Source organism: Roseomonas sp. CECT 9278, assembly GCF_918698155.1.
In the GTDB taxonomy this organism is placed as follows: Bacteria; Pseudomonadota; Alphaproteobacteria; order Acetobacterales; family Acetobacteraceae; genus Neoroseomonas.
The window spans coordinates 206,275-228,292 of record NZ_CAKKLX010000003.1 but is presented as its reverse complement, the minus strand read 5'-3'; the positions used below and the strand labels follow the sequence as shown (position 1 = coordinate 228,292).

Here is a 22,018-nt window from a genome sequence, read left to right as displayed (position 1 = left end):
GGGCGCGCCTGCGCGCCCGGCTCGGCGGCGCCGACGGGCGGTCTGGCCCGGGGACATGCACTGACCCTGCACGACCGGCGCTGCCGCGGCGCCGCCCCTTCATTCAACAATATGGTTGACTAATTCGACCCAGGCGGCATATTCAACGACATGGTTGAATTAAACGCCGCCCGGCTCGACGCCGTCTTCCACGCCCTCGGCGATGCCACCCGCCGGCAGATGCTGCGCGACCTGGCGGGCGGCGAGCGCAGCGTCGGGCAGCTCGCCGAACCCTTCGCCATGTCGCTCGCCGCCGCGTCCAAGCACATCAAGGCGCTGGAGACGGCCGGGCTGATCCGCCGCGAGGTGCGCGGGCGGACGCATCTGTGCCGGCTCGACCCCGGGCCGCTCGCCGGCGCGCATGGCTGGCTGGCCTTCTACGAGAAGTTCTGGACCGACCGGCTGGACGTGCTCGAACGGCTCCTCCGTGCGGAGGACGCCGCCAAACCCCCCACCCCCGCAGGAGACGACCGATGAACGACGTTGCCGAGATCGACAGCCATGGCGTGCTGGTCGAACCCACCACGCTGATGATCCAGCGCCACCTGCCTGGCCCGATCGAGCGCGTGTTGGACTACCTGACGCGCAGCGACCTGCGCCGCCAATGGCTGGCCGCCGGCGAGATGGCGATGCAGGTCGGTGCCACCACCGAGCTGGTGTGGCGCAATGACGAACTGACCGACCCGCCCGGCGAACGCCCGCCCGCCGCCGATATCGAACACCGCCTGGAGGTGCGCGTTACCGCATGCGATCCGCCGCATCGGCTGGCCATCACCTGGGGCAGCACCGGCGGCGTGACCTTCGACCTGGCGCCGGCGGGCGGCCGCGTGCTGCTGACCGTGACGCATCATCGCGTGGTCGATCCGGCGATGCGGCTGAGCGTGAGTGCCGGCTGGCATGCGCACCTGGACCTGCTGGTGGCGCGCGTGTCGGGCGTGGAACCGGCGCCCTTCTGGGACGCCTTCGTGCGGATCAAGCAGGACTACGCGCAGCGCCAGCAGGCGTGATCCGGCGGCGGATGCCCGAGCCCCGGTCCGGCCAGGCGCCGGCGAAACGGAGCTGATGCGGATCGCGTGACGCGCGATCCGGGCGCGCACGGCGCGACCGCGCCCAACCCGCCCGCGGCCGCCGGTGCGCCAGCCCCTGGCGCGCAGGCAAGCCGGCCGGATGGCCGGCGCCCGCCGCCTGAGGGCCAAGAACTACGCCGCTTTACGCACCGCGCGCACCGCCTCGGCCAGCGCGCGCACCTGGTCGAGCACCTTGCGCACCGCCTCCGGCTTGGCACGGCCCTGTTCGTCCAGGTTCGCGGCCAGCGTCTCGATCAGGGCGGAGGCCACCACCGCGCCATCGGCGATGCGCGACGCCTCGGCCGCCTGCTCCGGCGTGCGCACGCCGAAGCCGATCGCGATCGGCAGCGTGGTATGCGCCCGGATGCGCGGGATGGCGGCGGCCAGCGCCTCGCTGGTGGCGCTGCGCGTGCCGGTGATGCCGGTGATCGCGACGTAGTAGATGAAGCCCGTGGTCGCCGCGAGCACGCGCGGCAGCCGGTCGTCACCCGTGGTCGGCGCGATCAGGCGGATCAGGTCCAGGCCATTCGCCTTGGCCGCGGGTTCGATCTCGTCGGCTTCCTCGGGCGGCACGTCCACCACGATCAGCCCATCCACGCCCGAGGCCGCGGCGTCGGTGCAGAACCGTTCCACGCCATAGGACAGCACGGGGTTGTAGTAGCCCATCAGGATGACGGGCGTGGCGTCGTCCTCGCGCCGGAAGTCGCGCACCATGGCGAGCGTGCCGGCCAGCGTGGCGCCGGCCTTCAGGCCGCGCTGGCCGGCGCGCTGCACGGTCGGGCCATCGGCCATCGGGTCGGTGAAGGGCACGCCGATCTCGATCAGGTCGGCCCCCGCGCCGGGAAAGCCGCGCAGCAGCGCCATCGAGGTGGCGGGGTCGGGGTCATAGGCTTCGAGGAAGGGAATGAGCGCGCCGCGCCCCTGTTCCTTCAGCGCGGCGAAGCGCGCGGCGATGCGAGACATTTGTTTGACCCTCAGACGGCGGGCGGCCGGCATGCGCCGGCCTTGCCTTCGCGCCATGCAAGCGCGCGCCCGGCAGCGATGATGGTTTGGGCGCGGTCGGCCCGTGCGCTCCCGGCCCACGCAAGCGCGCGGGCCGCCGGGTTCCGGGGCGGCGGCAGGTCGGACGAACGGCCGGCCTTGCCTTCGCGCCATGCAAGCGCGCGCCCGGCGGCGATGATGGTTTGGGCGCGGTCGCGCCGTGCGCTCCCGGCCCACGCAAGCGCGCGGGCCGCCGGGTTCCGGGGCGGCGGCAGGTCGGACGAACGGCCGGCCTTGCCTTCGCGCCATGCAAGCGCGCGCCCGGCAGCGATGATGGTTTGGGCGCGGTCGCGCCGTGCGCTCCCGGCCCACGCAAGCGCGCGGGCCGCCGGGTTCCGGGGCGGCGGCAGGTCGGCACGCCCAGGCACTTCGCCGGTCGCAGGGTTCGGCGCGGCGATCACATCTCGACGCCCAGATGCTTCGCCACGGTGAAGATGTCCTTGTCGCCGCGGCCGCACATGTTCATCACGATCAGCGTCTCGGGCGGCAGAGTCGGTGCCAGCTGGATCACATGCGCCAGCGCATGGGCGGGCTCCAGCGCGGGGATGATGCCCTCCAGCCGCGAGCACAGCTGGAAGGCGTCTAGCGCCTCGGTGTCCGTCGCGCTGACGTACTGCACGCGGCCGAGTTCGTGCAGCCAGGAATGCTCCGGCCCGATGCCGGGATAATCCAGGCCGGCGCTGATGGAATGCGCCTCCAGGATCTGCCCGAATTCATCCTGCAGCAGGTAGGTGCGGTTGCCGTGCAGCACGCCCGGCCGGCCCTTGGTGAGCGACGCCGCATGCTGGTCGGTGTCGACGCCATGGCCGGCGGCCTCGACCCCGCGCATCGCCACCGATGCATCATCGAGGAACGGATAGAACAGCCCCATGGCGTTCGACCCGCCGCCGATCGCCGCAACCAGGATATCCGGCAGGCGGCCTTCGGCGGCCATCATCTGCTCGCGGGTTTCCTCGCCGATCACCGACTGGAAGTCGCGCACCATCACCGGGTAGGGATGCGGGCCGGCCACCGTGCCGATGCAGTAGTAGGTGTCGTGGACATTCGCGACCCAGTCGCGCAGGCCCTCGTTCATCGCATCCTTCAGCGTGGCGGCGCCGGAGGTCACCGGGATCACCTCCGCACCCAGCAGCTTCATGCGGAAGACGTTGGGCTGCTGGCGCTCGACATCGGTGGCGCCCATGAAGACCGTGCAGGGCAGGTCCATCAGCGCGCAGGCCGTCGCGGTGGCGACGCCATGCTGGCCGGCGCCGGTCTCGGCGATGATGCGGGTCTTGCCCATGCGCTTGGCCAGCAGGATCTGGCCCAGCACGGCGTTGATCTTGTGCGCGCCGGTGTGGTTCAGCTCGTCGCGCTTGAAGTAGACCTTGGCGCCGCCAAGGTGCTTCGTGAGGCGTTCCGCATACCACAGCGGCGAGGGCCGGCCGACGTAGTGCGTCAGCAGCCGGCGCCATTCCGCCATGAAGGCCGGGTCGTTCTTGGCGTCGTTGTAGGCGCGCTCGACCTCGAGGATCAGCGGCATCAGCGTTTCCGCCACGAAGCGGCCGCCGAACTGGCCGAAGCGGCCGCGGGCATCGGGGCCCTGGCGGAAGGAATTGGGCAGGGGCTTGTTCAAGGGCGTTGTCTCGGCCGTCCCGGGGAAAGGGCTCGTGTAGCGGAAGGTCGCGGCAGCGGCCAGGGGCGCGGCGCAACCCCGGTCGGCTGGCCGCCGTTCCAAAGGACCGCGCCCCCGGCGGCATCGACGGCGCGGACACCGCGCGCCGCCGGCGCTGCTACGCCGCCTTCATCCCCGGCCCCGTCGGCCGGCGGCGTGCCGCCGGCCGCGACGCCAGGCGCTCAACGCACCCGCACGTCGATCACATTGGTCTTCATGAAGCCCGAGACCTCGCCCACCGCGCGCCCGCGGAAGGCGGCGTCGCCCTGCAATTCGGTGCCCAGCGTCCGACAGGCCGCGCGCGACCGCGCATAGGCATCCAGCGTCGACGGGTTGGCCCCGATGCGGAACAGCGAGGCGCCGCTGATGCCCGAGGCGCGTTCGCGCCACAGCCCGTCCGGCCCCTGCTGCCAGACGCAGCGGGTGATGTTCTCGCCCTGCGGGTTGGCGCGCACCGGCCCGGCCGGGTCATCGAAGCCATGCCGGGCGTTGTTGTAGGTGTTGATGGTGATGTTGCCGCCCGAGGCGCGCAGGAACGACCCCAGGTCATCGCAGGCCGGCTTGCCGGTCACGTTGTCGCGGCTGCCCACCAGCACCAGGATCGGCCGCCGCCCCGTGTCGCGGTTGCCCAGGCGATAGGAGCAATCCGGCGCCACCGCCGCGAAGGCCAGGAAGCGCGCCGCATCCGCCGGGCGGCCCTGCCCCACCAGCGTATGCGCGGCCAGCAGCGCGCCCCCGCCGCCGCCCTCCCCGAAGCCGACCAGGCCGATGCGCCGGCGGTCGATGCGCGGGTGCTGCACGGCGGCGTCCATGGCGCCATAGGCATCCAGCGCGAAGTCGATGGTGGTGAAGAAGGCGCGGTCCGCCGGCGGGCGCGTCGGGTCGATGCTGCGCGAGGTGTAGTGGTCCAGCACCACCACCGCCGCGCCCATCCCCTTCAGCGCGTTCACGTAGTCGGTCAGATGCGGGTCGCGCTTGCCGCGGATGTCATGCGACAGGATGACCAGCGGCACGCGCCCGGTGCCCTCCGGGAGCCAGAGGTCGGCGCCCATCGGTTGCCCGCCGGCGCCGGTATAGACCAGCGGGTCGGGGCGCGGGCCGGACGAACAGGCGGCGGCGATCAGCACGAGCAGCAGCGGCAGCAGGCGGCGCATCGGGTTTCCTCCGTCGGGTGCGGCATGTTCCGACGCGCGCGCGCCGGGCGCAATGATCGGCGTCGCACGGAACGCGGAAGGGGGTCGCGCACAGCGCGCGGGCTGGAGGCGCGCACAGCGCGCGGGCTGGAGGCGCGCACCGCGTGTGGGCACGGGTCCCGCACCGCGCGCGGGCACGGGTCGCGCAGCGCGTGTGGGCCGGGTCGCGCCAGGCGCGCGGGCGGGTCTCGCGCCAGGCACGCGGGCAAGCGTCCCGCCCGGCGCGCCGGTCGCCGCCGCGTCAGCCCCGCGCGGCGGCGACGAAGGCGCGGATCAGCGCGGGATCCTTCACGCCGCGCGTGCGCTCCACGCCCGAGGCCACATCCACGCCCGGGGCGCCGGCGGTGCGGATCGCCTCCGCCACATTGCCCGCGGTCAGCCCGCCGGCGAGCAGCCAGGGCTTCGGAATGGCCCGCCCGGCCAGCAGCCGCCATTCGAAGGGCTGGGCATTGCCGCCCGGCAGGGTCGCGCCGGGCGGCGGCTTGGCGTCGAACAGGAAGCGGTCGACCACCGGGGCGAAGGCCGCGACCGCGGCGAAATCCGCCTCGGCGGCGATGCCGAGCGCCTTCATCACCGGCAGGCCGAAGCGCGCGCGGATGGCGGCGGCGCGTTCGGGCGTCTCGCTGCCTTGCAACTGCAGGATCTCCAGCGGCACCGCCGCCAGCACCGCGGCGATGGCATCGTCCGCAGCATCGACGAACAGGCCGACGCGCTGCGGGCCGCCGGCATGGCGCGCCGCCAGCGCGCCCGCATCCACCGGCGCGATGAAGCGCGGCGAGGGCGGGTAGAAATTGTAGCCGACGAAATCCGCCCCGGCCGCGACGACCGCGTCCAGCGCTTCGGCATCGCGGATGCCGCAGATCTTTACCTGCACCGCCATGGACTCAGCCGGCCAGTTCGGCGGCGATGGCGGCGGCCGCGGCGGCCGGGTCGGCCGCACCGGTGATCGGCCGGCCCACCACGATCCAGTCGGCGCCGGCGGCCACCGCCTCAGCCGGGGTGGCGACGCGCGCCTGGTCCCCGGCGGCGCTGCCCGTGGGGCGCACGCCGGGCACCACCAGCGCGGGGCCGGGGCCGAGTTCGGCACGCAGCAGCGCGGCCTCGTGCGGGCTGCACACCAGGCCATCGGCGCCGGCGGCGATCGCCATGCGGGCCAGGCGCAGCACCTGCTGCGCGGGCGCATCCGCCACCCCCGTCGCGGCCAGCGCGGCGGCATCCATGCTGGTCAGCACGGTCACGGCCAGCAGCAGCGGGCGGGCGGCGCCGGCGGTCTCGGCCTCGCGCCGCGCGGCGGCGATCATCGCCGGCCCGCCGCCGGCATGCAGCGTGACCATGGCCGGCTGCAGCGGCAGCAGGGAGCGCAAGGCGCCCGCCACGGTGTTCGGGATGTCGTGCAGCTTCACGTCCAGGAACACCGGCGCGTGGCGCGCGATCGCCGCGACCGCCGGCGCCCCCGCCGCGCAGAACAGTTCCAGCCCCACCTTCAGCACGCCGCAGCGCCCGGCCAGCGACGCCGCCAGCGCCTCGGCCCGCGCCAGGTCGCCGGTGTCCAGCGCCGGGATGATGCGCGCCGCGCCGCTGTCCGGTCTGCCGATCATGTCAGGCCGATCCTGCCAGCCGATCGGATGCGGCGGCCTTCTCCAGCGCGTGCAGCCGGTCGATCTCGCGCTGCAGCGCCGCCGCGCGGCGTTGCGCCGACCAGCCGCGCCGGCGCGCCGGCAGGTCCGACAGCCACACGATCCCGGCCCCCACCAGGAAGGCCAGCGCGGCCGGGATCAGCACCGCCACCGCCAGCGGCGCCGCCCAGGCGACATCGAGCGGCCACAGCCGCATCTCCACCGTGTCGCGGTTGGACAGCGCGAACAGCACGACCAGCACCGCCAGCGGCAGGAAGACCACCCAGCGCATTCAGGCCGGCACGCGCGCCGCGGCGCGCGCCGGCGCGGTGGCGGGCTTGTTGATGCGTTCGCGCAATTCCTTGCCCGGCTTGAAATACGGCACCGACTTGGCCGAGACCTCCACCGCCTCCCCCGTGCGGGGATTGCGGCCGGTGCGCGGGTCGCGCGCCTTGGTCGAGAACGCGCCGAAGCCGCGCAGCTCCACACGGTCGCCGCGGGCCAGCGCCTCGGTGATCTCGTCGAAGATGGTGGTGACGATCAGCTCCACATCCGGCTGGCGCAGATGCGGGTTGGCGCCGGCAAGGTGCGCGATCAGCTCGGACTTCGTCATTCCTGGCCTTCCCTCGGCGTGACGGCGGGGGCCGCAGCGCGCATCGAGATCGCTTGTCGTGAAGTTCAGCGCGAAGGCTGCCAAAGGGCGCGGGGGGCGTCAACGCCAAGCCATTCCGACAAAAGGATTTTCATGAAGCCTTCGGTCGCGGTCGACAGCAGCCGCTCGGCCGTGCCACGGACATCGACCTCGCGCACCGGCAGCGTCTCGGGCACGTGGCGCTCGGCGGCCAGCCAGGCGCGGGCCTCGCGTTCGCCGCCGATCGCGTCCACCAGGCCGGCCTCGACCGCCTGGCGGCCGGTGAAGACGCGGCCATCGGCCAGCGCCCGGGCGCGGGCGGGGTCCATCCGCCGGCCGGTGGCGACCATGGCGACGAATTGCGCGTGCAGGTCGGTGATGACGCGGTCGAGCGCGGCGCGGCCTTCCTCGGTCAGCGGGCGGAACAGGCTCGGCTGGTCCTTGAGCGGGCCGGAGGCGATGACCTGCGCCTGCACCCCGACGCGGGCCAGTAGTTCCGCCACGTTGAAGGATTGCAGCAGCACGCCGATCGACCCGGTCAGCGTCGATTCGCGGGCAATCACCCGATGCGCCGGCAGCGCCACCATGTAGCCGGCCGAGGCCGCGGTCGCGCCCATCACGGCCACCACCGGCTTGCGTTCGGCGATGCGCGCCAGGGCGCCGTGCAGGGCCTCACCGCCCGCGACGGTGCCGCCGGGGCTGTCGATCGCCACCAGCACGGCGCGCACGCTGTTGTCCGTGGCGGCACGCTCCAGCGCCTGGAGCAGGCGGCGGTCCTCGCTGATGACACCGCTGATCGGCAGGCGCAGCACATGGGCGCCGCCCGCCAGCACGCCGGAGGACTCGCGCAGCCCCGCCACCAGCGCCAGCGCGCCGAACAGCGCGAAGATCGCGAGCGCGCGCCAGAGCGTGAGGCGCCGGCGCAGGCGGCGGCGGTCGGCGAGGAGGTCGGCATCGAGGGACATGCAGGGTTCAATGGCGATGCGCGGGGCTGCGGGCAAGGGGAGACGGAGGGGCGCCGCCCCCTGGATCCCCCTTTACCGAACCTGAGCTCAAGGCTTCGAGGACGGTGCTGACGACCGCGTTCTTTTCGCACAGTTCAACACCCCCAGCCTTGAGCATCTCCATGAGGTGCCCGACCAGTTCGATCTCTGGCGGACTGCCTGGCCCGTCCCCGGGCCCCACGATCACCTTGTCGACGAGTGCACGGGCGGCGTCCAGCACCTCCGGCTCGTTGCGCCCTTGGATCGCCGCCCCCAGCACCGCCACCCGCCGTGCGTAGACTTCGGCGATGTTGGGCAGGAGCACGGGCGCAGGAGCCGGCTGGTCCTCGAGAGCCGCCAGCAGCTGCGTCCGCCGCGCCTCGACATCATCCAGCTTCTCCTGGATGCCGGGGCTCCGTAGGCCGTCTGCGATTGCCTGAAGCAGATTGTCTCGCTGGCGCTGCACGACCTGAAGCGCTCGCTTCTGGGTGTCAGCGCTTGCGGTCGTCTCCGCATGCGCCCGGCTCCATTCCGCGACGTAGGCCTTGCCGAAGGCGGCGACGCGGTCGGGGCGCATCAGCCGGCTGCCGAGCGCCCCCATGACCAAGGCCTCGAGCTTGGCGCGCCGCACCGTCCGTGTGTTCGCGCATCCCTTGCCGCGCCGGGCGCGCTGGCAGCCGAGGTAGTCACGGCCCAGCGCGGCATACTGGCCGCCGCAGGTCGCGCATACCACCTTGCCGGTCAGCAGGTGCTTGGCCCGCCGCCGTTCCCAGAATGCCGGAACCTCCCCGTCGCGCGTCGGAGCAGCCTCCTTCGTCAGCCGGGCCTGGGCGCGATCCCACAACCCGTCGTCGATGATGCGCAGGTGCGGCACATCGACCTCGACCACCTCCTCGCGGGGTCGCCGGCGGCGAACATGGCGGCCGGTCTCCGGGTTCAGCAGGTGCTGGCTACGGTTCCAGCGCATCCGGCCGACATAGATCGGGTTGCGCAGCAGCCCATCGTCGCGCTTCGGGCGGCCGCGGATGGTGGTGTCATACCAGGGCGTACCCGCGGGGCCGGCGACGGCCTCCGCATTCAGCGCCGCCGCGATCTCGCGGGGGCTGCGACCGGCGACATAGTCGCCAAAGATCCGGCAGACGATCGCCGCCTCGACGGGATCGACCTCGCGCCGCCCGAGGACGGGGTCGCCCTTGTCATCGAACTGGCGCACCTTGCGATAGCCATAGGGCGGCGGACCGAACGCGAAGCCCTTCCGAACCCGCCCTTCCTGACCGCGACGGGTCTTTGCGGCGAGATCCTTGAGGTACAGCGCGCCCATGGCGCCCTTCACGCCGACATGAAGTTCCGAGATCTCGCCCTCGGCCAGGGTGACGATCCTGACCCGGCAGAATGTCACCTGCTTGTACAGCGCGGCGACGTGCTCGAGGTCGCGGGAGAACCGGTCGAGGCTCTCGGCCAGGATCAGGTCGACCTTGCCGGACCGGATCGCGGCGAGCATGGCCTGGTAGCCGGGGCGCAGCAGCGTGGCACCGGAGATCGCCGCGTCCGCGAAGGTGCTGACGATGGTCCACCCCTCGCGCTCGGCGCGGGCCGTGCAGAGGCGGAGCTGGTCCTCGATCGAGGCGGCGCTCTGGAGGTCGGAACTGTAGCGCGCATAGAGCACGACACGCATGGTCATGCATTGTCCTCCTTGGCGGTCATGGTGCCATCACCGGACCGCCGACGGCGAGGCGGCTTTGCAGGCGCGGGGTCGCGCCAGCCATAGGCCGAGGCGGCGAGCGACCAGGTCCGGTCCCGCTCCCGTTCGATCCCGGCGCCGTGCCGTCGAATGGCTTCGGCAGCGGTGGCCTTGGCGTAGTTGTTGATTGACGTCTGCGGGCTGTGCCCGAGCATGACCGCGGCGTCGAGGGCCAGTTCGGGGGCCACGTTCGACGCAAAGGACCGGATGCATTTGCGAAACCAATGCGGTCCCCGCGCGACCCCGAGCCAGGCCTTGGTCCGGCGCAGCACAATCTTGGTGAGATCGCGCTTGTTCAGCGGCTGGCCGCGCGTGCCGAGCCACAGCTTCGCCGTGCTGCGACCGGCACCAAAACCCGGCCGCGTAACCATGATGTAGTGATCGAGGATCGGCACCAGCTCCGGGTTGATGTCGTAGCTCAACGGTTGCCCGGTCTTGGTATCCCGTTCGCCGAAGTCGAGCTGATAGCCATCGCCCACGCGGCGAATGTGCGTACCCAGTTCCATGACGCCGATCGAGGCGATGCGCGGCGCGTGCGCGGCCAGCAGGCCCAGCAGCGCAGCATCTCGGATCGCGGTCCGGCCTTGGGCGTAGCTCTTGCCGGACTTCCCTTCCGCGAACAGCGCCAGGACGTGAGTGAGCAGGATGCGCGGGTCGATCACCGTCGTCGGGCGCGACACCGGGCGCAGGACCTTGCGCAGGGGCACCCCCCGCGGCCGGAGGATGAAGTCGACGTCCGCATCCGGAACCATCAGGCGCAGGATCGCATGGAGAGCGCGCAAACGACCGAGGACTGTTGCGTCGCGGTTTCCCCGCGAGCGTTGATCGGAGATCCACCCGTTGAGACGGCTCTTCGTCACGCGCTTCGCCGGCGAGAGGTCAGGCTCCAGCTGGCCACTACGTCCCAAGTAGGAGAGCCAGACCCCATACTCCTCCTGAAGCTTGCCAACGGCAGCATCAGAAAGGTGGGCGCCCCCGCCCCCCTCCTCGTCGAACAGGCTGTCGACCGGCGCAACGGCCCGCTGCAACGCCTGCCGATCGAGCGGGGGCCAGTCGGCGATGGCAACGGAAAGCATACGCGGGCGGATCACGTCTGCCTCCGGCGCCCGGGGCCCCGGCGCGCGGGCCCGCGGTGGCCGAGCGGGCCCGGGCTGCGCGCGAAGGCGGCATCGGCCACCAGGCGCGTCTTGCGACGCTCCACGGTGACCTGCGCGTTGAACCGCGCGACGGCCTCTTTCGGAGCCCATCGCGCATAGTAGCGCATCGCCGTTTCCGTCGTGCTGTGGCCGAGGATGAGCCGCAGGTCCTCGATCGCGTGCGGGTTGCGCTCGAGGATCAGGGCCCCGGCAAACGCGCGGAACTGGTGCGGCGTCATGCGAACGCCGACCAGGCTGTGGATTTCGCGCGTGATGGCCGTCCCGAGGCCCTTCTTGCCCCGCGGCCCATCGTCGCGGGTCTTGGACGAGAACAGCCAGTCCGTGACCGCATGGGGCAGCAGCGGCCGGTACAGCCGCACGTAGTCGTCGAGCAGCGCCGCCGAGGTGTCCTCCAGCGTCCATTCGAGCGGCTGATGGTTCTTCATGTCGTCCTCGGTGAGCACCACGTGGGAGATGCGGTTCCGCTGCCCGCCGTTGCGCTGCAGCTGCACGCCGATGCGCAGGTGATCGAGCGTCTCGAGCCGCAGCGGGCACTGCAGTTCGAGCTCGATCGCCGCGGCGAGCGAGGCGATCCGCGCCGCCTCGCCGGGGCGCGGCGCGTGCTCTACGCTGTCAGCATCGATCCAGCCCTCGCGCAGCCGCGCCGCCAATTTCATCATGTGCCGCGGCAAATGCAGGATCTGGGCGCGGCGCGTCGGGTCCTCCAACTCCCGCAACAGGCGGGTGTTCTTCTCCGTCATGCCCTTGCGCTTCGGGGGCTTCGCCTTCGCCAGCACCGGGATCAGCTTCGCCATGCGTTCCGGCGGGAGCCGGACATGATGCTTGGCGATGACCTTCAGCGTGTCGCTCAGCACGCCGGTATGGTCCGTCGTGCGGCGCCCCGCGCGGATCCAGTGCCAGTTGAGGATGGCCTTCGCGGTCTTGATCTCCACCAGCACGGCGAGCGAGGTGATGCTCGCGATGGGCGTGCCGGTGTGGACCGCTGCGGCGAGCAACAACCGCACCGCCTTCATGCGGGTCGTGACGGTCGCGGGGCGGAGCGCGAGGCGCGGCCCGTCGTCCTCGTCCTCGTCGTCCGGTCCGTAGAGGTCGTCGCCGATCGGCACCGTGAGGCGTTCGTTGAACGTGGCGACATCCGCCTGCAGCGCCGGCGGGTACTCGTCGAACTTGAAGCTGTACTGCCGCGTCTCCGCCGCCGGGGCCGTCAGCCGCGACGTCGGCCAGCCGGGGACGGCCTCGACCGCGGCGTTCCAGGCGTGGACCACGCGGCGGATAGTCGCGCGGGCCGTGCCGCGGATGTCGGCGGCGAGCAGATGCGCCTGATAGGCGGCGAGGACCGTGTCCGTCACTTCGCCAGGGGCGATGCCATGGTCGGAGCAGTACCGGACGAAGGCGCGCAGGCGGATCCATTCCTTCACGCCGTCCAGAACCGCCACCAGCGGCGCCCAGGCCGTCATGAGGTCCGAAGCCGCGCGGTGGCGCTCGGCCATGAGCCCGAGACGCTTCAGCACGTAGCCGATCCAGCTGCGATAGGCCCCGAAGCTCGCCGGGCTGACGCCGCAGGCAACCGGCGTGGTGGCGTCGAGGATTGCAATGACGTTGGCACGCGTGAACTCGATCGCGGCGAGCTCCTTCCCGCTCGCGCGCGCGAGCAGGCTGATCGCGGTGCGCAGGTCGCGACGGCGGCCGGGGCTCAGATCGAGCCAGTCGTCGAGGAGGCCGTGGATGGCGTCGACACCGGGGAGGTTCTTGCGCCGACACGCGCGGACCGCCTTGCATCCGGCGACCTCCAGCGCGGTCAGCGTGCGCAGCGCATCGAACGGCGCGAGCGCGCCGAGCTGGGGCTTGCGGGGCATCATCATGTTCATTGAAAGGGCTCCAACTTCAGGACCGGGCAGCAGCCGGCAGTTCTTCGAGGGGGTCGCAGGATCATGCAGGAAATGTGAGGGCGGCCCTGTCGAAGGCGGCAGCACAAACGCTTGCGAATGCTGAGGCCTCACGCGCGGCCCTGCGCGAGCAGGTGCTCGACGTCGGCCCGCGCGTAGTAGCGCCGACCGCGGATGCGGACGGCCGGAACGAGGACCCCTGCTTCCGCCCAGTTGTGCAGAGTCCGGAGGTTGATGCCGAAAATCATCGCCACGCGGGCCGCCGGGATCAGGGCCGACTCGTGCGCGTCGCCTGAGCTCTCGATCACGACCGGGACGCCCGCTTGGCGCGGGGCGACAGCTCCGAGGCAGGAGCCCGCTCAGGCTGCTGCGCCGCCGCCGCGCGATCCGCGCGCGCCGCAGCACGGCCCAGGGCCGCTGCCAGCGTCAGCCAGGCATGATCAGCGTCGCCCGACGCGGCATGGACGATCCCATCCTGCCGGATGCTGGAAGCAACCGGCAGGCCCGTCGTGACGACGTCGGTGCGGGATGTGTTGCGGCGACCGCCCATGGCGATCGAGGGCAGTAGCCACGTTTTTTGCCGATCGCAGCAACAAGATGCTGGAGAAACCCGGCGACTTTCGACGCGCTCGGATCAGCGGGCCCAGCAACGCGAAAAGCCCCGCCGGATCGCTCCGGCGGGGCTCTTTGGTTGGTCAGGTCGCGCTGTCCTCCGCATCCATGACGGCGCCGAGAATGGCGCTCGCCTGGGAGGAGAGGCGCTGCGTCGCCCCGGCCAGGTCGGCCTCGGCAGCAGTCATGAGGTGGATGCTGTCGGCCCAGGCATCGCGCAGCTGTTCGCGACTCGCGACGCCTCGCAGGCGGCCATGCTCGGTCGCCTGCAGGCGCATGAGGGACGAGATGCGCCGGGCTGCGGCGAACACCGCCTCGAGGTCGTTGGACAGCACGGTCCAATCCAGGCACGCGGACGCGCCTGGAGGGTTTTCCTGGTTCATGAGAGATGTTCCTGATTGGGATGTGATCGTGATGGCCATCCAGCGCGCTGGCGGCCGTGCGGACGCAAAGGTGCCGCAGTCATTATATTGTATTCACTACTAAGTATTTCAATGAAGATAGTATATCTTGGACAATTTTACATTATAATTTTAGCGCTCTTTCGCAGAAGGCGTCGAATATTTTTGTATCCCAATCCGCCGAGCGTTCGGATTTGTTGCGTGGCAGGAAATCGACAACCGCGCCCATGACTGTCCCGTCGTCAAATCCAACTGCCTTGGCGCCGAACATGGCCAGAGCGAGGGCAGCGAACCCGTCTTCGCCAAGGCTCTGCGTCGCCTCGTCTCTGCGGTACTGGGTCCAGAGGATCTTCAGGCCCTCCAGTCCCATCTGCAGTGCGTCATGACGGACGGGCGCGCCGTTGCGTCCGGCAAGCTCGTCACCTTGGCTCACGGCCGCGAAGCCACGTTCAACGGTCGCGAGCAAACCGTCCAGCCGAGCAAGATCAGCGAGCATGGTTGCGCGGCTGTGTGCCGTGATGTCCTTCACGACGTCCCCGCTTTCCCCCGCTGGTTCCGCTTCGACGATATCGGAGCCGGCGCCCTCTCCTACCGACGCGACATTCCCGACCAGCTCCGATGCGTCAGGGACGCCCGTGTCGGGGCACGACCCCTCGGCTGCCAAAGTCGGTTCCATGCGCCGTGCGTCACCCTTCATCGTCATGGGGGGCGGGGCGCTCTGCTGGGACATGCCAACGCTTAACGCTTCCACGCGGGTCGACAGATCGATCTTCCGGAGAGCCGTCCTGAGCCGGTGAGCCGCGCTGGCAACTGCGACGAGGTCGGCCTTTCGGGCACTGCGTTGTCCGGGCGTTGGGTTGTTCTCGCGGAATTGGGCGACGGCGCGCGCCAGATCCCGCAGCTTCGGTGCCGCGTCCTGGTCCTTCAAGTACCTCGCAGCGAGGAGGTCGAACGCGGGGGTCACGGTCACGGGCGATGGTCCTGCATAGGCCCAGAGATGATGGCGCCGAGGCCGATGCGCCAGACCGACGGAAATCCGCCGCGAAATCGCAACGACATTTCGCCCGCTCAACCAGAAGGAGAAGTAAGTGCTCAGGCTTGTTCTGGTGGTGAGGTTCGGAGCGGAAGGCAAAGCGGGACCAGTCCCGCGCCTGGCGCCGGATGGTCCCGCCTGCCTTCGCGATCTGTTCCGGCGGAGCCGGCCCGTCGCATCAGGCCCGCATGCCACCAAGAGACGGACACGCGGCACGCTCGCTTCTTCACGAGGGCTGCCTGCACCCCCGGGTGGCCTTGGGCATCGAGCGTCAGCGGTGCCCTTTGGGTGTATGCCACCTGTCCCACAGTTCCCGTTCGTCCAGCGCGCTGCCGTCTGGGACCGACCACGCCGCCCGGCGGTGTGCCCACGGAAGGGCACAGAGCGCGGCGAAGATCGCCGACGACTTGAACGGCCGCACGCGTTGATTGCTCGGAAATCCGAAAAAAACTCGACGCGCCTCCGCTCAGCCATCCATCCCACTGAACCCGGCCCCTTCCGGTGTATGCCGCCTGGCGGATGGCGTCGGCCCAGGCGTCGCGCAACTGGGTGCGACTGGCGATGCCCCGCGGGTGACTGTGCTCGGTCGGCTGAACGAGAGCCGATCGCGCAGTTGGACGGCGTGTAGAGCGCCTGGCCCACCAGCACCCGGACATCAGCATCGCGCCGTAGGGCGGGCGGCCGCCGCGGCTGCGGTCCGGGCGCGGCAGCATCGCCTCCAGTCCCGCCCGGAACGCCTCGAACCCCACCACCGTGCGAACCCGCTCCAGCGGGTCGCCCAAGGCCGGCAGCCAGCGCAGGCGTCGGGCCCGGGCGCCTCGCGGTCGATCAGACCCTAGGGGCCCTCAGCGCTGAAGCGTACGACCTAGTTCCTGACAATCTACAGGGTCGCACGGCCGAGCCACGCAGCCTTCGAGCGCGTGCCGCCGTCGTGGATCGCTGCCACGCCAGCAGACGGCGAGCATGGCACGCCAGCAGACAGCGAGCATGGGCGGCGTCTCCGATCTGCCGCGCCAGACGGCGCACCTACGCGGCATTGAAGTCCGAGCCACCGCGTCGGAGCCCTCCCGGCCAGACCCTCCCACCCAAAGACTTGAAATAACGATTTTTTGACGCAAGCGCGAGAGCAAATGAAGTATTGGTTAGGTCGCTAAAGGTGGATTTAAGATGGCGCGGCGCGTTGTTTATTCGGCAGACGAAAACAGACCAAGACAGGCTGACCACTATGCAAGAATCGGAAATAAAAACATAGTATTTAGATGTGAAAACAGAACGATATTGAAAATTAATGTAGCTAAATTGTTCATCTCTTGGGCATCAATTAAGAATATCGTCTTAATATTTGTGTGCGTTGGTTTAAATTCCTGTGCAATAGGTGCTGTCCCCAATTTGGGGCCCAGCAATAATTCATATATCCTGCAAAGCGCTAGTAATATAAATGAAAATCAGGGAATAACTTATATTATTAATGGAAATAGATTGCGAATTCCTCTATCGGTCCTTGGACCAAATGCCAGGGCTAACTCCTTGGAGGGAGTTTCCCGCCAAGATGTTGTAGCTCTCATCATTTTAGGAGATGCCTTAGGTGCAGAGAGCGGGCGCACTAGAGAATGTTGGCTGCGTGCGCCGGATTGGTGCTCGGATGCTATACATGTTCACTTTAGTGCGCATCGCCCACCATATTTCATACCAACATTAAGCTCACCTTCTATTTTTACAGAAAATATTGGCGCCGGGCCAATTTTGTTCGCGCAATATCATGAGATTAATAGGATGATAACATCATTATTTTCATATCGAAATGACTCAAATGTGCTGTTCGATGGTTTTTGTTCAGTCGAATATCTGCAACAACGCAGCCCGCGGCAAAATTTTCAGGGTCGCGATCGTATAAATTGCCGCGCAGTACGATCATTAGATAACGGTTTACATGTAATGATAAATTTTCAGATTTCATCGATCGATGACATCATAAATTACTTAGATTATGCAAGTGAGTTTATTCGATTAACGCTAAGGTAAAAAATAGAACATAATCCGAGATAAAGGAAGCAATCATGCCGGTGCAGCTAACCTCCTTAACACAAAATTCTGATGGTAGCTACAGCTACAATGGAGCGAACGGAACAACAACGTTTCGATTTGCTGGCGTCGTTACACCTATTGATCGTGACAGAATAGTTCAAGCACTTGATTATTCAATGTCCTTAAGACAACACTCAATTGTTGAAAACCATATTCTTCCAATAAATAATAGAGAAATTACAATCACAACAGATGTCGATGAATATAATAGAATTGTAATGCCTGAACAACCAATAATTAATGACGCGCACTACGCTCATGAGCCTACTGGAACTCTATTTATGAGACCGAATACTGATTTTCCTCAAATGGTCTCTGGCATAAATCATGAACTAATGCATATCGCAGGACACTCTCATCCAGAACAAAATGGCCCGCATTACAGTCCAAGTTGGATGCATCCATTTGGAATTCTAATGGATTTACTAAGGCAAAGTTTACCGGGTGGGAAGCTCGTTGATCCGACGAACGGTCAAGAATTCGGAGTTCCCGGATATAAGGAAGGCGCCGCTGCGCAGAAGGCGAAAGATCATGTCAAAGATGGCGAAGAGAAAATATCCCCGCTCACGCTCGACCTCGACGGCGACGGCCTAGACCTGATCTCCGTCGCGGACTCCACCGCCTTCTTCGACCTCGACAATGACGGCTTCGTCGAGCGTGTCGGCTGGGTCGGCGCCGACGACGCCCTCCTCGCGATCGACCTCGACGACAACGGCTACATCGAAACCCGCAACGAACTCTTCGGCGGCTCCCCCTCCGACGGCTTCGCCTCGCTCCGCCTGCTCGACAGCAACGCCGACAACGTCATCGACGCCTCCGACGCCGCCTTCGCCGACCTCAAGGTCTGGCGCGACCTCAACGGCAACGGCGTCTCAGAGGCCGGCGAGCTGCAATCCCTCACCGCGGCCGGCATCGCCTCCATTAGCCTCGCCTCGGTCCACCTGACCACGCCGCAGACCATCGCCGGCAACTCCGTCACCGACACCTCCACCTTCACCTGGACCGCCGGCGGCACCGGCACCATCGCCGATGTCTGGTTCAGCGTGAACCAGGCCTTCTCCTTCGACGCCCGCCCGGTCGAGATCGTTCCTGAGGCGCTCGTCCTCCCCACACTCCGCGGCTACGGCATCATCTCCGGCCTCACCGCCCAGATGAGCCGCGACGCCACCCTGCTCGACCTGGTGCAGGACTTCGTCGAAACCCCCATCGCCGACGTCACCGACGCCCAGATCCGCGACATCATGTACCGCTGGGCTGAGGTCGACGGCATCTCGCCCACCGCCCGCGGCCCCTACATCGATGCCCGCCAGCTAACCTTTCTCGAGCGCTTCCTCGACCAGCCGTTCCTGCAGAACGGCTGGGGCACCAACCCGGGCGTCAACGCCACCGCCGATCTCGAGGCCGCCTTCGCGGCTGTCCAGCGCGCCGTGGCGGCGCATCTGTTCGTGCAGGCGCAACTCAGCGACGTGGTCGGTATCGGCGCCTACGACTACCTGAGCGATAGCGTCGTCATCGCCGACCTCGAAGCAGCGCTGGAGCTCGCCGGCACTGCCGCGGCGGCCGTGTCCGGCGGCTTCGACGCAAAGCTGGCCTGGTGGAAGCATGTCTCCCCGATCTTCAACGACGCCGCACCGACCCAGGAAACGCCCACCGCGGACTACGAGACCTGGTTTCTTGCCGCAACGGCGGCCGGCCTCGGCTTTGCCTTGGCCTCGGCGGATGTGGGAAAGTTCGAAGTTCGCGGAACCAGCAGCGCCGAGACGCGGAACGGCACGACGGCCGCGGACATGGTCATCGGCGGCGCCGGGAACGACACCCTCAACGGCGGCCAGGGCGACGACGTCTACCTCTTCGCTCGAGGGGATGGCCAAGACCGCGTCGTCGATGCGGCCGGCAACGACGCCCTGACGCTCGCCGCGGACATCCTTCCCGGCGATGTCACCCTTTCACGCGCCGGAGCCGCCGCGAACGACCTGGTGATCTCCGTCGCGGGCGGCGGACAGGTCACCATCGTAAACTACTTCTGGCTGGACTACTCCAGCAACTACTCCAATCGCATTGAGCAAATCCGCTTCGCCGACGGGACCAGTTGGGACTACGACGCCGTTTTCGGCATCGTCACCTCTGGCACGGTGGGCAACGACACGCTGCATGGCGACGAAGCGTCGAATGCTTTCGGCGGTGCCGCAGGCAACGACTGGTTGTATGGTCGCGATGGCGCCGACACCCTTGGGGGCGGCGACGGACTGGACACGCTCGAAGGCGGCGAGGGCGACGACCTGCTACAGGGCGGCGCGGGCAATGACAGCCTTTTTGGGGGCGCTAGCTACACCAGCACCGCCGGCAACGACACGCTCGAGGGCGGCATCGGCAACGATACGCTCAATGCGGGCAACGGTGCCGACGTATACTTCTTCTCCCTTGGTGATGGACAGGACCGCATCCTCGATACGTCCGGCGATGATGCCGTCGCCTTCGCGGCGGACATCCTTCCCCGCGATGTCATCCTTTCACGCGCCGGAGCCGCCGCGAACGACCTGGTGATCAACGTCGCGGGCGGCGGACAGGTTACCATCGTAAACTACTTCTGGCTGGACTACTCCAGCAACTACTCCAATCGTATCGAGGACGTCCGGTTCGCCGACGGTACCGTGTGGGACTACGATGAGCTTTTCGGCATCCTCACCACTGGCGCTGCCGGCAACGACACCCTCTATGGCGACGAAGCCGCCAATGCGTTCGGCGGCGCTGCCGGAAACGACTGGCTGTATGGCCGCGACGGCGCAGACACGCTCGACGGTGGCGATAGCGCTGACAAGCTAGACGGCGAGGAGGGGGATGATCACCTCCGGGGCGGCGCGGGGAATGACAGCCTTTTTGGGGGTACCAGCTACTACAACACCGCCGGCAACGACACGCTTGAAGGCGGCGCCGGTAGCGATACCCTCAATGCTGGCAAGGGTGACGACGTTTATTTCTTCTCTCGCGGCGACGGCCAGGACATCATCAGCGAGCCGGACAACAGCACGACCAACGGTATCGACACCATCTCGTTCGCGCCCGACATCGCCCCCGGGGACATCACTCTCTCCCGAGCCGGCAGTAACGCGGACGACCTGGTCATCTCCATCGCAGGAGGCGACCAAGTCACCGTCAAGGCCTACTTCACCGCTGGACTCTGGGACACCTACGCCTCCCGTATCGAGGCCATCAACTTCGCCAGTGGCACAAGCTGGGACTATGCGAGCATCCTCACTAGGCTCACGACCGGCACCGCAGGCGCCGATATCCTGATCAGCGATCAGAACCACAATACGATCAGCGGCTTGGACGGCAACGACACGATCGATGGCCGCGCCGGCAACGACACGCTCGATGGCGGCGCCGGCAATGATCGCCTGCTGGCCGGCGTCGGGAACGATGTTGCCAACGGTGGGACCGGCCTGGACACGCTCGATGGCGGTGCCGGCAACGACCTGCTGGAGGGTGGCGATGGCGCCGACTCCATCTTCGGCGGATACGACCTCCATGTCGGCGGCGGCAACGACACCATCGTCGGCAGCCTTGGCAACGATACCCTCAATGGCGGCGATAGCGACGACCTCTATACCTTCAATCTTGGCGACGGTCAGGACCGCATTGTCGAGACTGCTGGCGGCGTCGATACCATCTCCTTCGCCGCCGGCATCGTGCCTGGCGCGATCACTGTCTCGCGTGCCGGGACAAACTTAGACGACCTGGTCATGGCCGTTGCCGGCGGCGGCCAGGTGACCGTGCAGGCGTACTTCACGCGCGACTTCTACGGCAACTACAGCAGTCAGATCGAGCAGATCCGCTTCGACGACACGACGCTGTGGGACTACGCTTCGGTCCTCGCCAGCGTGACGACCATCACGGCCGGCAACGACCGGGTGATCGGCGACCACGTCGCAGACGCCTTCGACGGGCTCGGTGGGAACGACACCATCGAGGGCCGCGATGGCAACGACACACTTGATGGCGGCCTGGGCAATGACCGGCTGGTCGGCGGGACCGGTGATGATCTGTACTTCGTCGACTCCTCGACCGACGTTGTCGTGGAAATTGCCGCGCAGGGCTCCGATGAGGTTCGAGCGGCTGCGTCGAGCCTTACACTCGGCGCCAATGTCGAGCGGTTGGTCTACGTCGGATCCGGGAACTTCGCCGGCACTGGCCATTCAAGCGCTGAGACCATCTACGGGGGCGCCGGTGCGGATACCCTGCGCGGCGTCGCCGGAAACGACGACCTGCGCGGCGGCGATGGAGCTGATGTGCTGGTTGGTGGTGCCGGTGCCGATACCCTCACCGGTGGGGCCGGCGCGGACACTTTCCGCTACGAGGTGGCCTCCGAACCAGGGCTCGCTGCCAACGCGGACCGCGTGCTCGACTTCACGCAGGCCGATGGCGACCTGATCAATCTCTCGGCCATCGATGCGAACACGACGGTCGGCGGCGACCAGGCGTTCAGCTTCATCGGGACGGCGGCGTTCGCTTCGGGTACCCGGGGGCAGCTGCGCTTCGAGAACCGCGTCGACGGCAACACCTGGGTTCAGGCCGACCTCGATGGCAATCAGGTTGCTGATTTCGAGATCGTGCTGATCGGGAGCAAGACGCTCACCGCCGGCGACTTCGTCTTGTAGCAACACAAGAATATACAAAGGTGACAGGAGCTACTGCTGGGCTTAATACTCGTCTATGTCCTTTTCGTACTTCATGAACAACCTCTCGACAGGTGTCTCAGCGGCGAGTAGGGCAGCGGGAACTGCATTGCGGGTAGGGCGCGCATCGGCGTGCGCTGGAGGCGATTAAACCGCTGCGCGCCTTCCGCACGACCTGAACGCTACTTGGAATGGAACACGCG

18 protein-coding genes are annotated in these 22,018 nt (G+C 67.8%); 3 read left to right on the top strand and 15 right to left on the bottom strand.

Annotated features, from left to right (window positions below; genetic code table 11):
- The first annotated feature begins 150 nt into the window (after window positions 1-150).
- Together LQ222_RS03620 and LQ222_RS03615 are read left to right on the top strand one after the other, a co-directional pair.
- A complete protein-coding gene (locus tag LQ222_RS03620) occupies window positions 151-516 on the top strand; it encodes a helix-turn-helix transcriptional regulator (RefSeq protein ID WP_230164543.1) in 366 nt (121 codons plus the stop codon).
- Window positions 513-1,046 carry an SRPBCC family protein gene (locus tag LQ222_RS03615; protein ID WP_230164542.1) on the top strand — a complete coding sequence of 178 codons (534 nt, stop codon included), beginning with the start codon at window positions 513-515 and terminating at the stop codon, window positions 1,044-1,046. The genes LQ222_RS03620 and LQ222_RS03615 overlap by 4 nt, the downstream gene beginning before the upstream one ends.
- 192 nt (window positions 1,047-1,238) lie before the next feature.
- Here the strand turns inward: LQ222_RS03615 and trpA are convergent, their stop codons facing one another.
- From trpA to LQ222_RS03540, 15 genes are all read right to left on the bottom strand, one after another.
- Entirely contained in the window at window positions 1,239-2,069 is an 831-nt protein-coding gene (gene trpA / locus LQ222_RS03610) for a tryptophan synthase subunit alpha (RefSeq protein ID WP_230164541.1), read from the bottom strand.
- Between the two features lie 11 nt (window positions 2,070-2,080).
- A complete protein-coding gene (locus LQ222_RS03605; protein WP_230164540.1) occupies window positions 2,081-2,548 on the bottom strand; it encodes a hypothetical protein in 468 nt (155 codons plus the stop codon).
- On the bottom strand, window positions 2,545-3,762 hold the full coding sequence (trpB, locus tag LQ222_RS03600) for a tryptophan synthase subunit beta (RefSeq protein WP_230164539.1): 1,218 nt from the start codon (window positions 3,760-3,762) through the stop codon (window positions 2,545-2,547). Before trpB ends, LQ222_RS03605 begins: the two co-directional genes overlap by 4 nt.
- 221 nt (window positions 3,763-3,983) lie before the next feature.
- A complete protein-coding gene (locus LQ222_RS03595) occupies window positions 3,984-4,955 on the bottom strand; it encodes a dienelactone hydrolase family protein (protein ID WP_230164537.1) in 972 nt (323 codons plus the stop codon).
- A 280-nt stretch (window positions 4,956-5,235) separates the two neighbouring features.
- Complete coding sequence (locus tag LQ222_RS03590; protein ID WP_230164535.1) at window positions 5,236-5,874, bottom strand: phosphoribosylanthranilate isomerase; 639 nt, start codon at window positions 5,872-5,874, stop codon at window positions 5,236-5,238.
- Window positions 5,875-5,878: 4 nt separating this feature from the next.
- Window positions 5,879-6,592 (bottom strand): orotidine-5'-phosphate decarboxylase, encoded by a 714-nt coding sequence (pyrF, locus tag LQ222_RS03585; protein WP_230164533.1) that lies wholly within the window; start codon window positions 6,590-6,592, stop codon window positions 5,879-5,881.
- Window position 6,593: 1 nt separating this feature from the next.
- A complete protein-coding gene (locus LQ222_RS03580; RefSeq protein ID WP_230164532.1) occupies window positions 6,594-6,902 on the bottom strand; it encodes a LapA family protein in 309 nt (102 codons plus the stop codon).
- Window positions 6,903-7,223 (bottom strand): integration host factor subunit beta, encoded by a 321-nt coding sequence (ihfB, locus tag LQ222_RS03575; RefSeq protein WP_230164531.1) that lies wholly within the window; start codon window positions 7,221-7,223, stop codon window positions 6,903-6,905.
- A 65-nt stretch (window positions 7,224-7,288) separates the two neighbouring features.
- Window positions 7,289-8,206, bottom strand: coding sequence for a signal peptide peptidase SppA (gene sppA / locus LQ222_RS03570; RefSeq protein WP_230164530.1), 918 nt, complete (start codon window positions 8,204-8,206; stop codon window positions 7,289-7,291).
- A gap of 7 nt (window positions 8,207-8,213) precedes the next feature.
- Window positions 8,214-9,905: a recombinase family protein gene (locus LQ222_RS03565; RefSeq protein ID WP_230164529.1), complete on the bottom strand. Its 1,692-nt coding sequence runs from the start codon at window positions 9,903-9,905 to the stop codon at window positions 8,214-8,216.
- Complete coding sequence (locus tag LQ222_RS03560; protein ID WP_230164528.1) at window positions 9,902-11,056, bottom strand: hypothetical protein; 1,155 nt, start codon at window positions 11,054-11,056, stop codon at window positions 9,902-9,904. The genes LQ222_RS03565 and LQ222_RS03560 overlap by 4 nt, the downstream gene beginning before the upstream one ends.
- Entirely contained in the window at window positions 11,053-12,990 is a 1,938-nt protein-coding gene (locus LQ222_RS03555) for a hypothetical protein (RefSeq protein WP_230164527.1), read from the bottom strand. Before LQ222_RS03555 ends, LQ222_RS03560 begins: the two co-directional genes overlap by 4 nt.
- A 128-nt stretch (window positions 12,991-13,118) precedes the next feature.
- On the bottom strand, window positions 13,119-13,316 hold the full coding sequence (locus LQ222_RS03550) for a MerR family transcriptional regulator (protein WP_230164526.1): 198 nt from the start codon (window positions 13,314-13,316) through the stop codon (window positions 13,119-13,121).
- Between the two features lie 387 nt (window positions 13,317-13,703).
- Window positions 13,704-14,003, bottom strand: coding sequence for a hypothetical protein (locus LQ222_RS03545; RefSeq protein ID WP_230164524.1), 300 nt, complete (start codon window positions 14,001-14,003; stop codon window positions 13,704-13,706).
- A gap of 142 nt (window positions 14,004-14,145) precedes the next feature.
- Window positions 14,146-14,991: a hypothetical protein gene (locus LQ222_RS03540; protein WP_230164522.1), complete on the bottom strand. Its 846-nt coding sequence runs from the start codon at window positions 14,989-14,991 to the stop codon at window positions 14,146-14,148.
- Window positions 14,992-17,555: 2,564 nt separating this feature from the next.
- Here LQ222_RS03540 and LQ222_RS03535 point away from each other — a divergent pair.
- The gene (locus LQ222_RS03535) at window positions 17,556-21,797 is read left to right on the top strand and encodes a calcium-binding protein (RefSeq protein WP_230164521.1); all 4,242 of its coding nucleotides are present in this window, start codon (window positions 17,556-17,558) and stop codon (window positions 21,795-21,797) included.
- The last annotated feature ends 221 nt before the right edge of the window (window positions 21,798-22,018 follow it).

Excerpts from the sequence above, each read along its gene's own strand:
- LQ222_RS03555 (WP_230164527.1), bottom strand. The coding sequence starts at position 12,990 with ATGAACATGATGATGCCCCGCAAGCCCCAGCTCGGCGCGCTCGCGCCG.
- LQ222_RS03535 (WP_230164521.1), top strand. The coding sequence starts at position 17,556 with ATGGATTTACTAAGGCAAAGTTTACCGGGTGGGAAGCTCGTTGATCCG.
- trpA (WP_230164541.1), bottom strand. The coding sequence starts at position 2,069 with ATGTCTCGCATCGCCGCGCGCTTCGCCGCGCTGAAGGAACAGGGGCGC.
- LQ222_RS03595 (WP_230164537.1), bottom strand. The coding sequence starts at position 4,955 with ATGCGCCGCCTGCTGCCGCTGCTGCTCGTGCTGATCGCCGCCGCCTGT.
- LQ222_RS03565 (WP_230164529.1), bottom strand. The coding sequence starts at position 9,905 with ATGACCATGCGTGTCGTGCTCTATGCGCGCTACAGTTCCGACCTCCAG.
- LQ222_RS03615 (WP_230164542.1), top strand. The coding sequence starts at position 513 with ATGAACGACGTTGCCGAGATCGACAGCCATGGCGTGCTGGTCGAACCC.
- LQ222_RS03620 (WP_230164543.1), top strand. The coding sequence starts at position 151 with ATGGTTGAATTAAACGCCGCCCGGCTCGACGCCGTCTTCCACGCCCTC.
- sppA (WP_230164530.1), bottom strand. The coding sequence starts at position 8,206 with ATGTCCCTCGATGCCGACCTCCTCGCCGACCGCCGCCGCCTGCGCCGG.
- ihfB (WP_230164531.1), bottom strand. The coding sequence starts at position 7,223 with ATGACGAAGTCCGAGCTGATCGCGCACCTTGCCGGCGCCAACCCGCAT.
- pyrF (WP_230164533.1), bottom strand. The coding sequence starts at position 6,592 with ATGATCGGCAGACCGGACAGCGGCGCGGCGCGCATCATCCCGGCGCTG.
- LQ222_RS03580 (WP_230164532.1), bottom strand. The coding sequence starts at position 6,902 with ATGCGCTGGGTGGTCTTCCTGCCGCTGGCGGTGCTGGTCGTGCTGTTC.
- LQ222_RS03590 (WP_230164535.1), bottom strand. The coding sequence starts at position 5,874 with ATGGCGGTGCAGGTAAAGATCTGCGGCATCCGCGATGCCGAAGCGCTG.
- LQ222_RS03545 (WP_230164524.1), bottom strand. The coding sequence starts at position 14,003 with ATGAACCAGGAAAACCCTCCAGGCGCGTCCGCGTGCCTGGATTGGACC.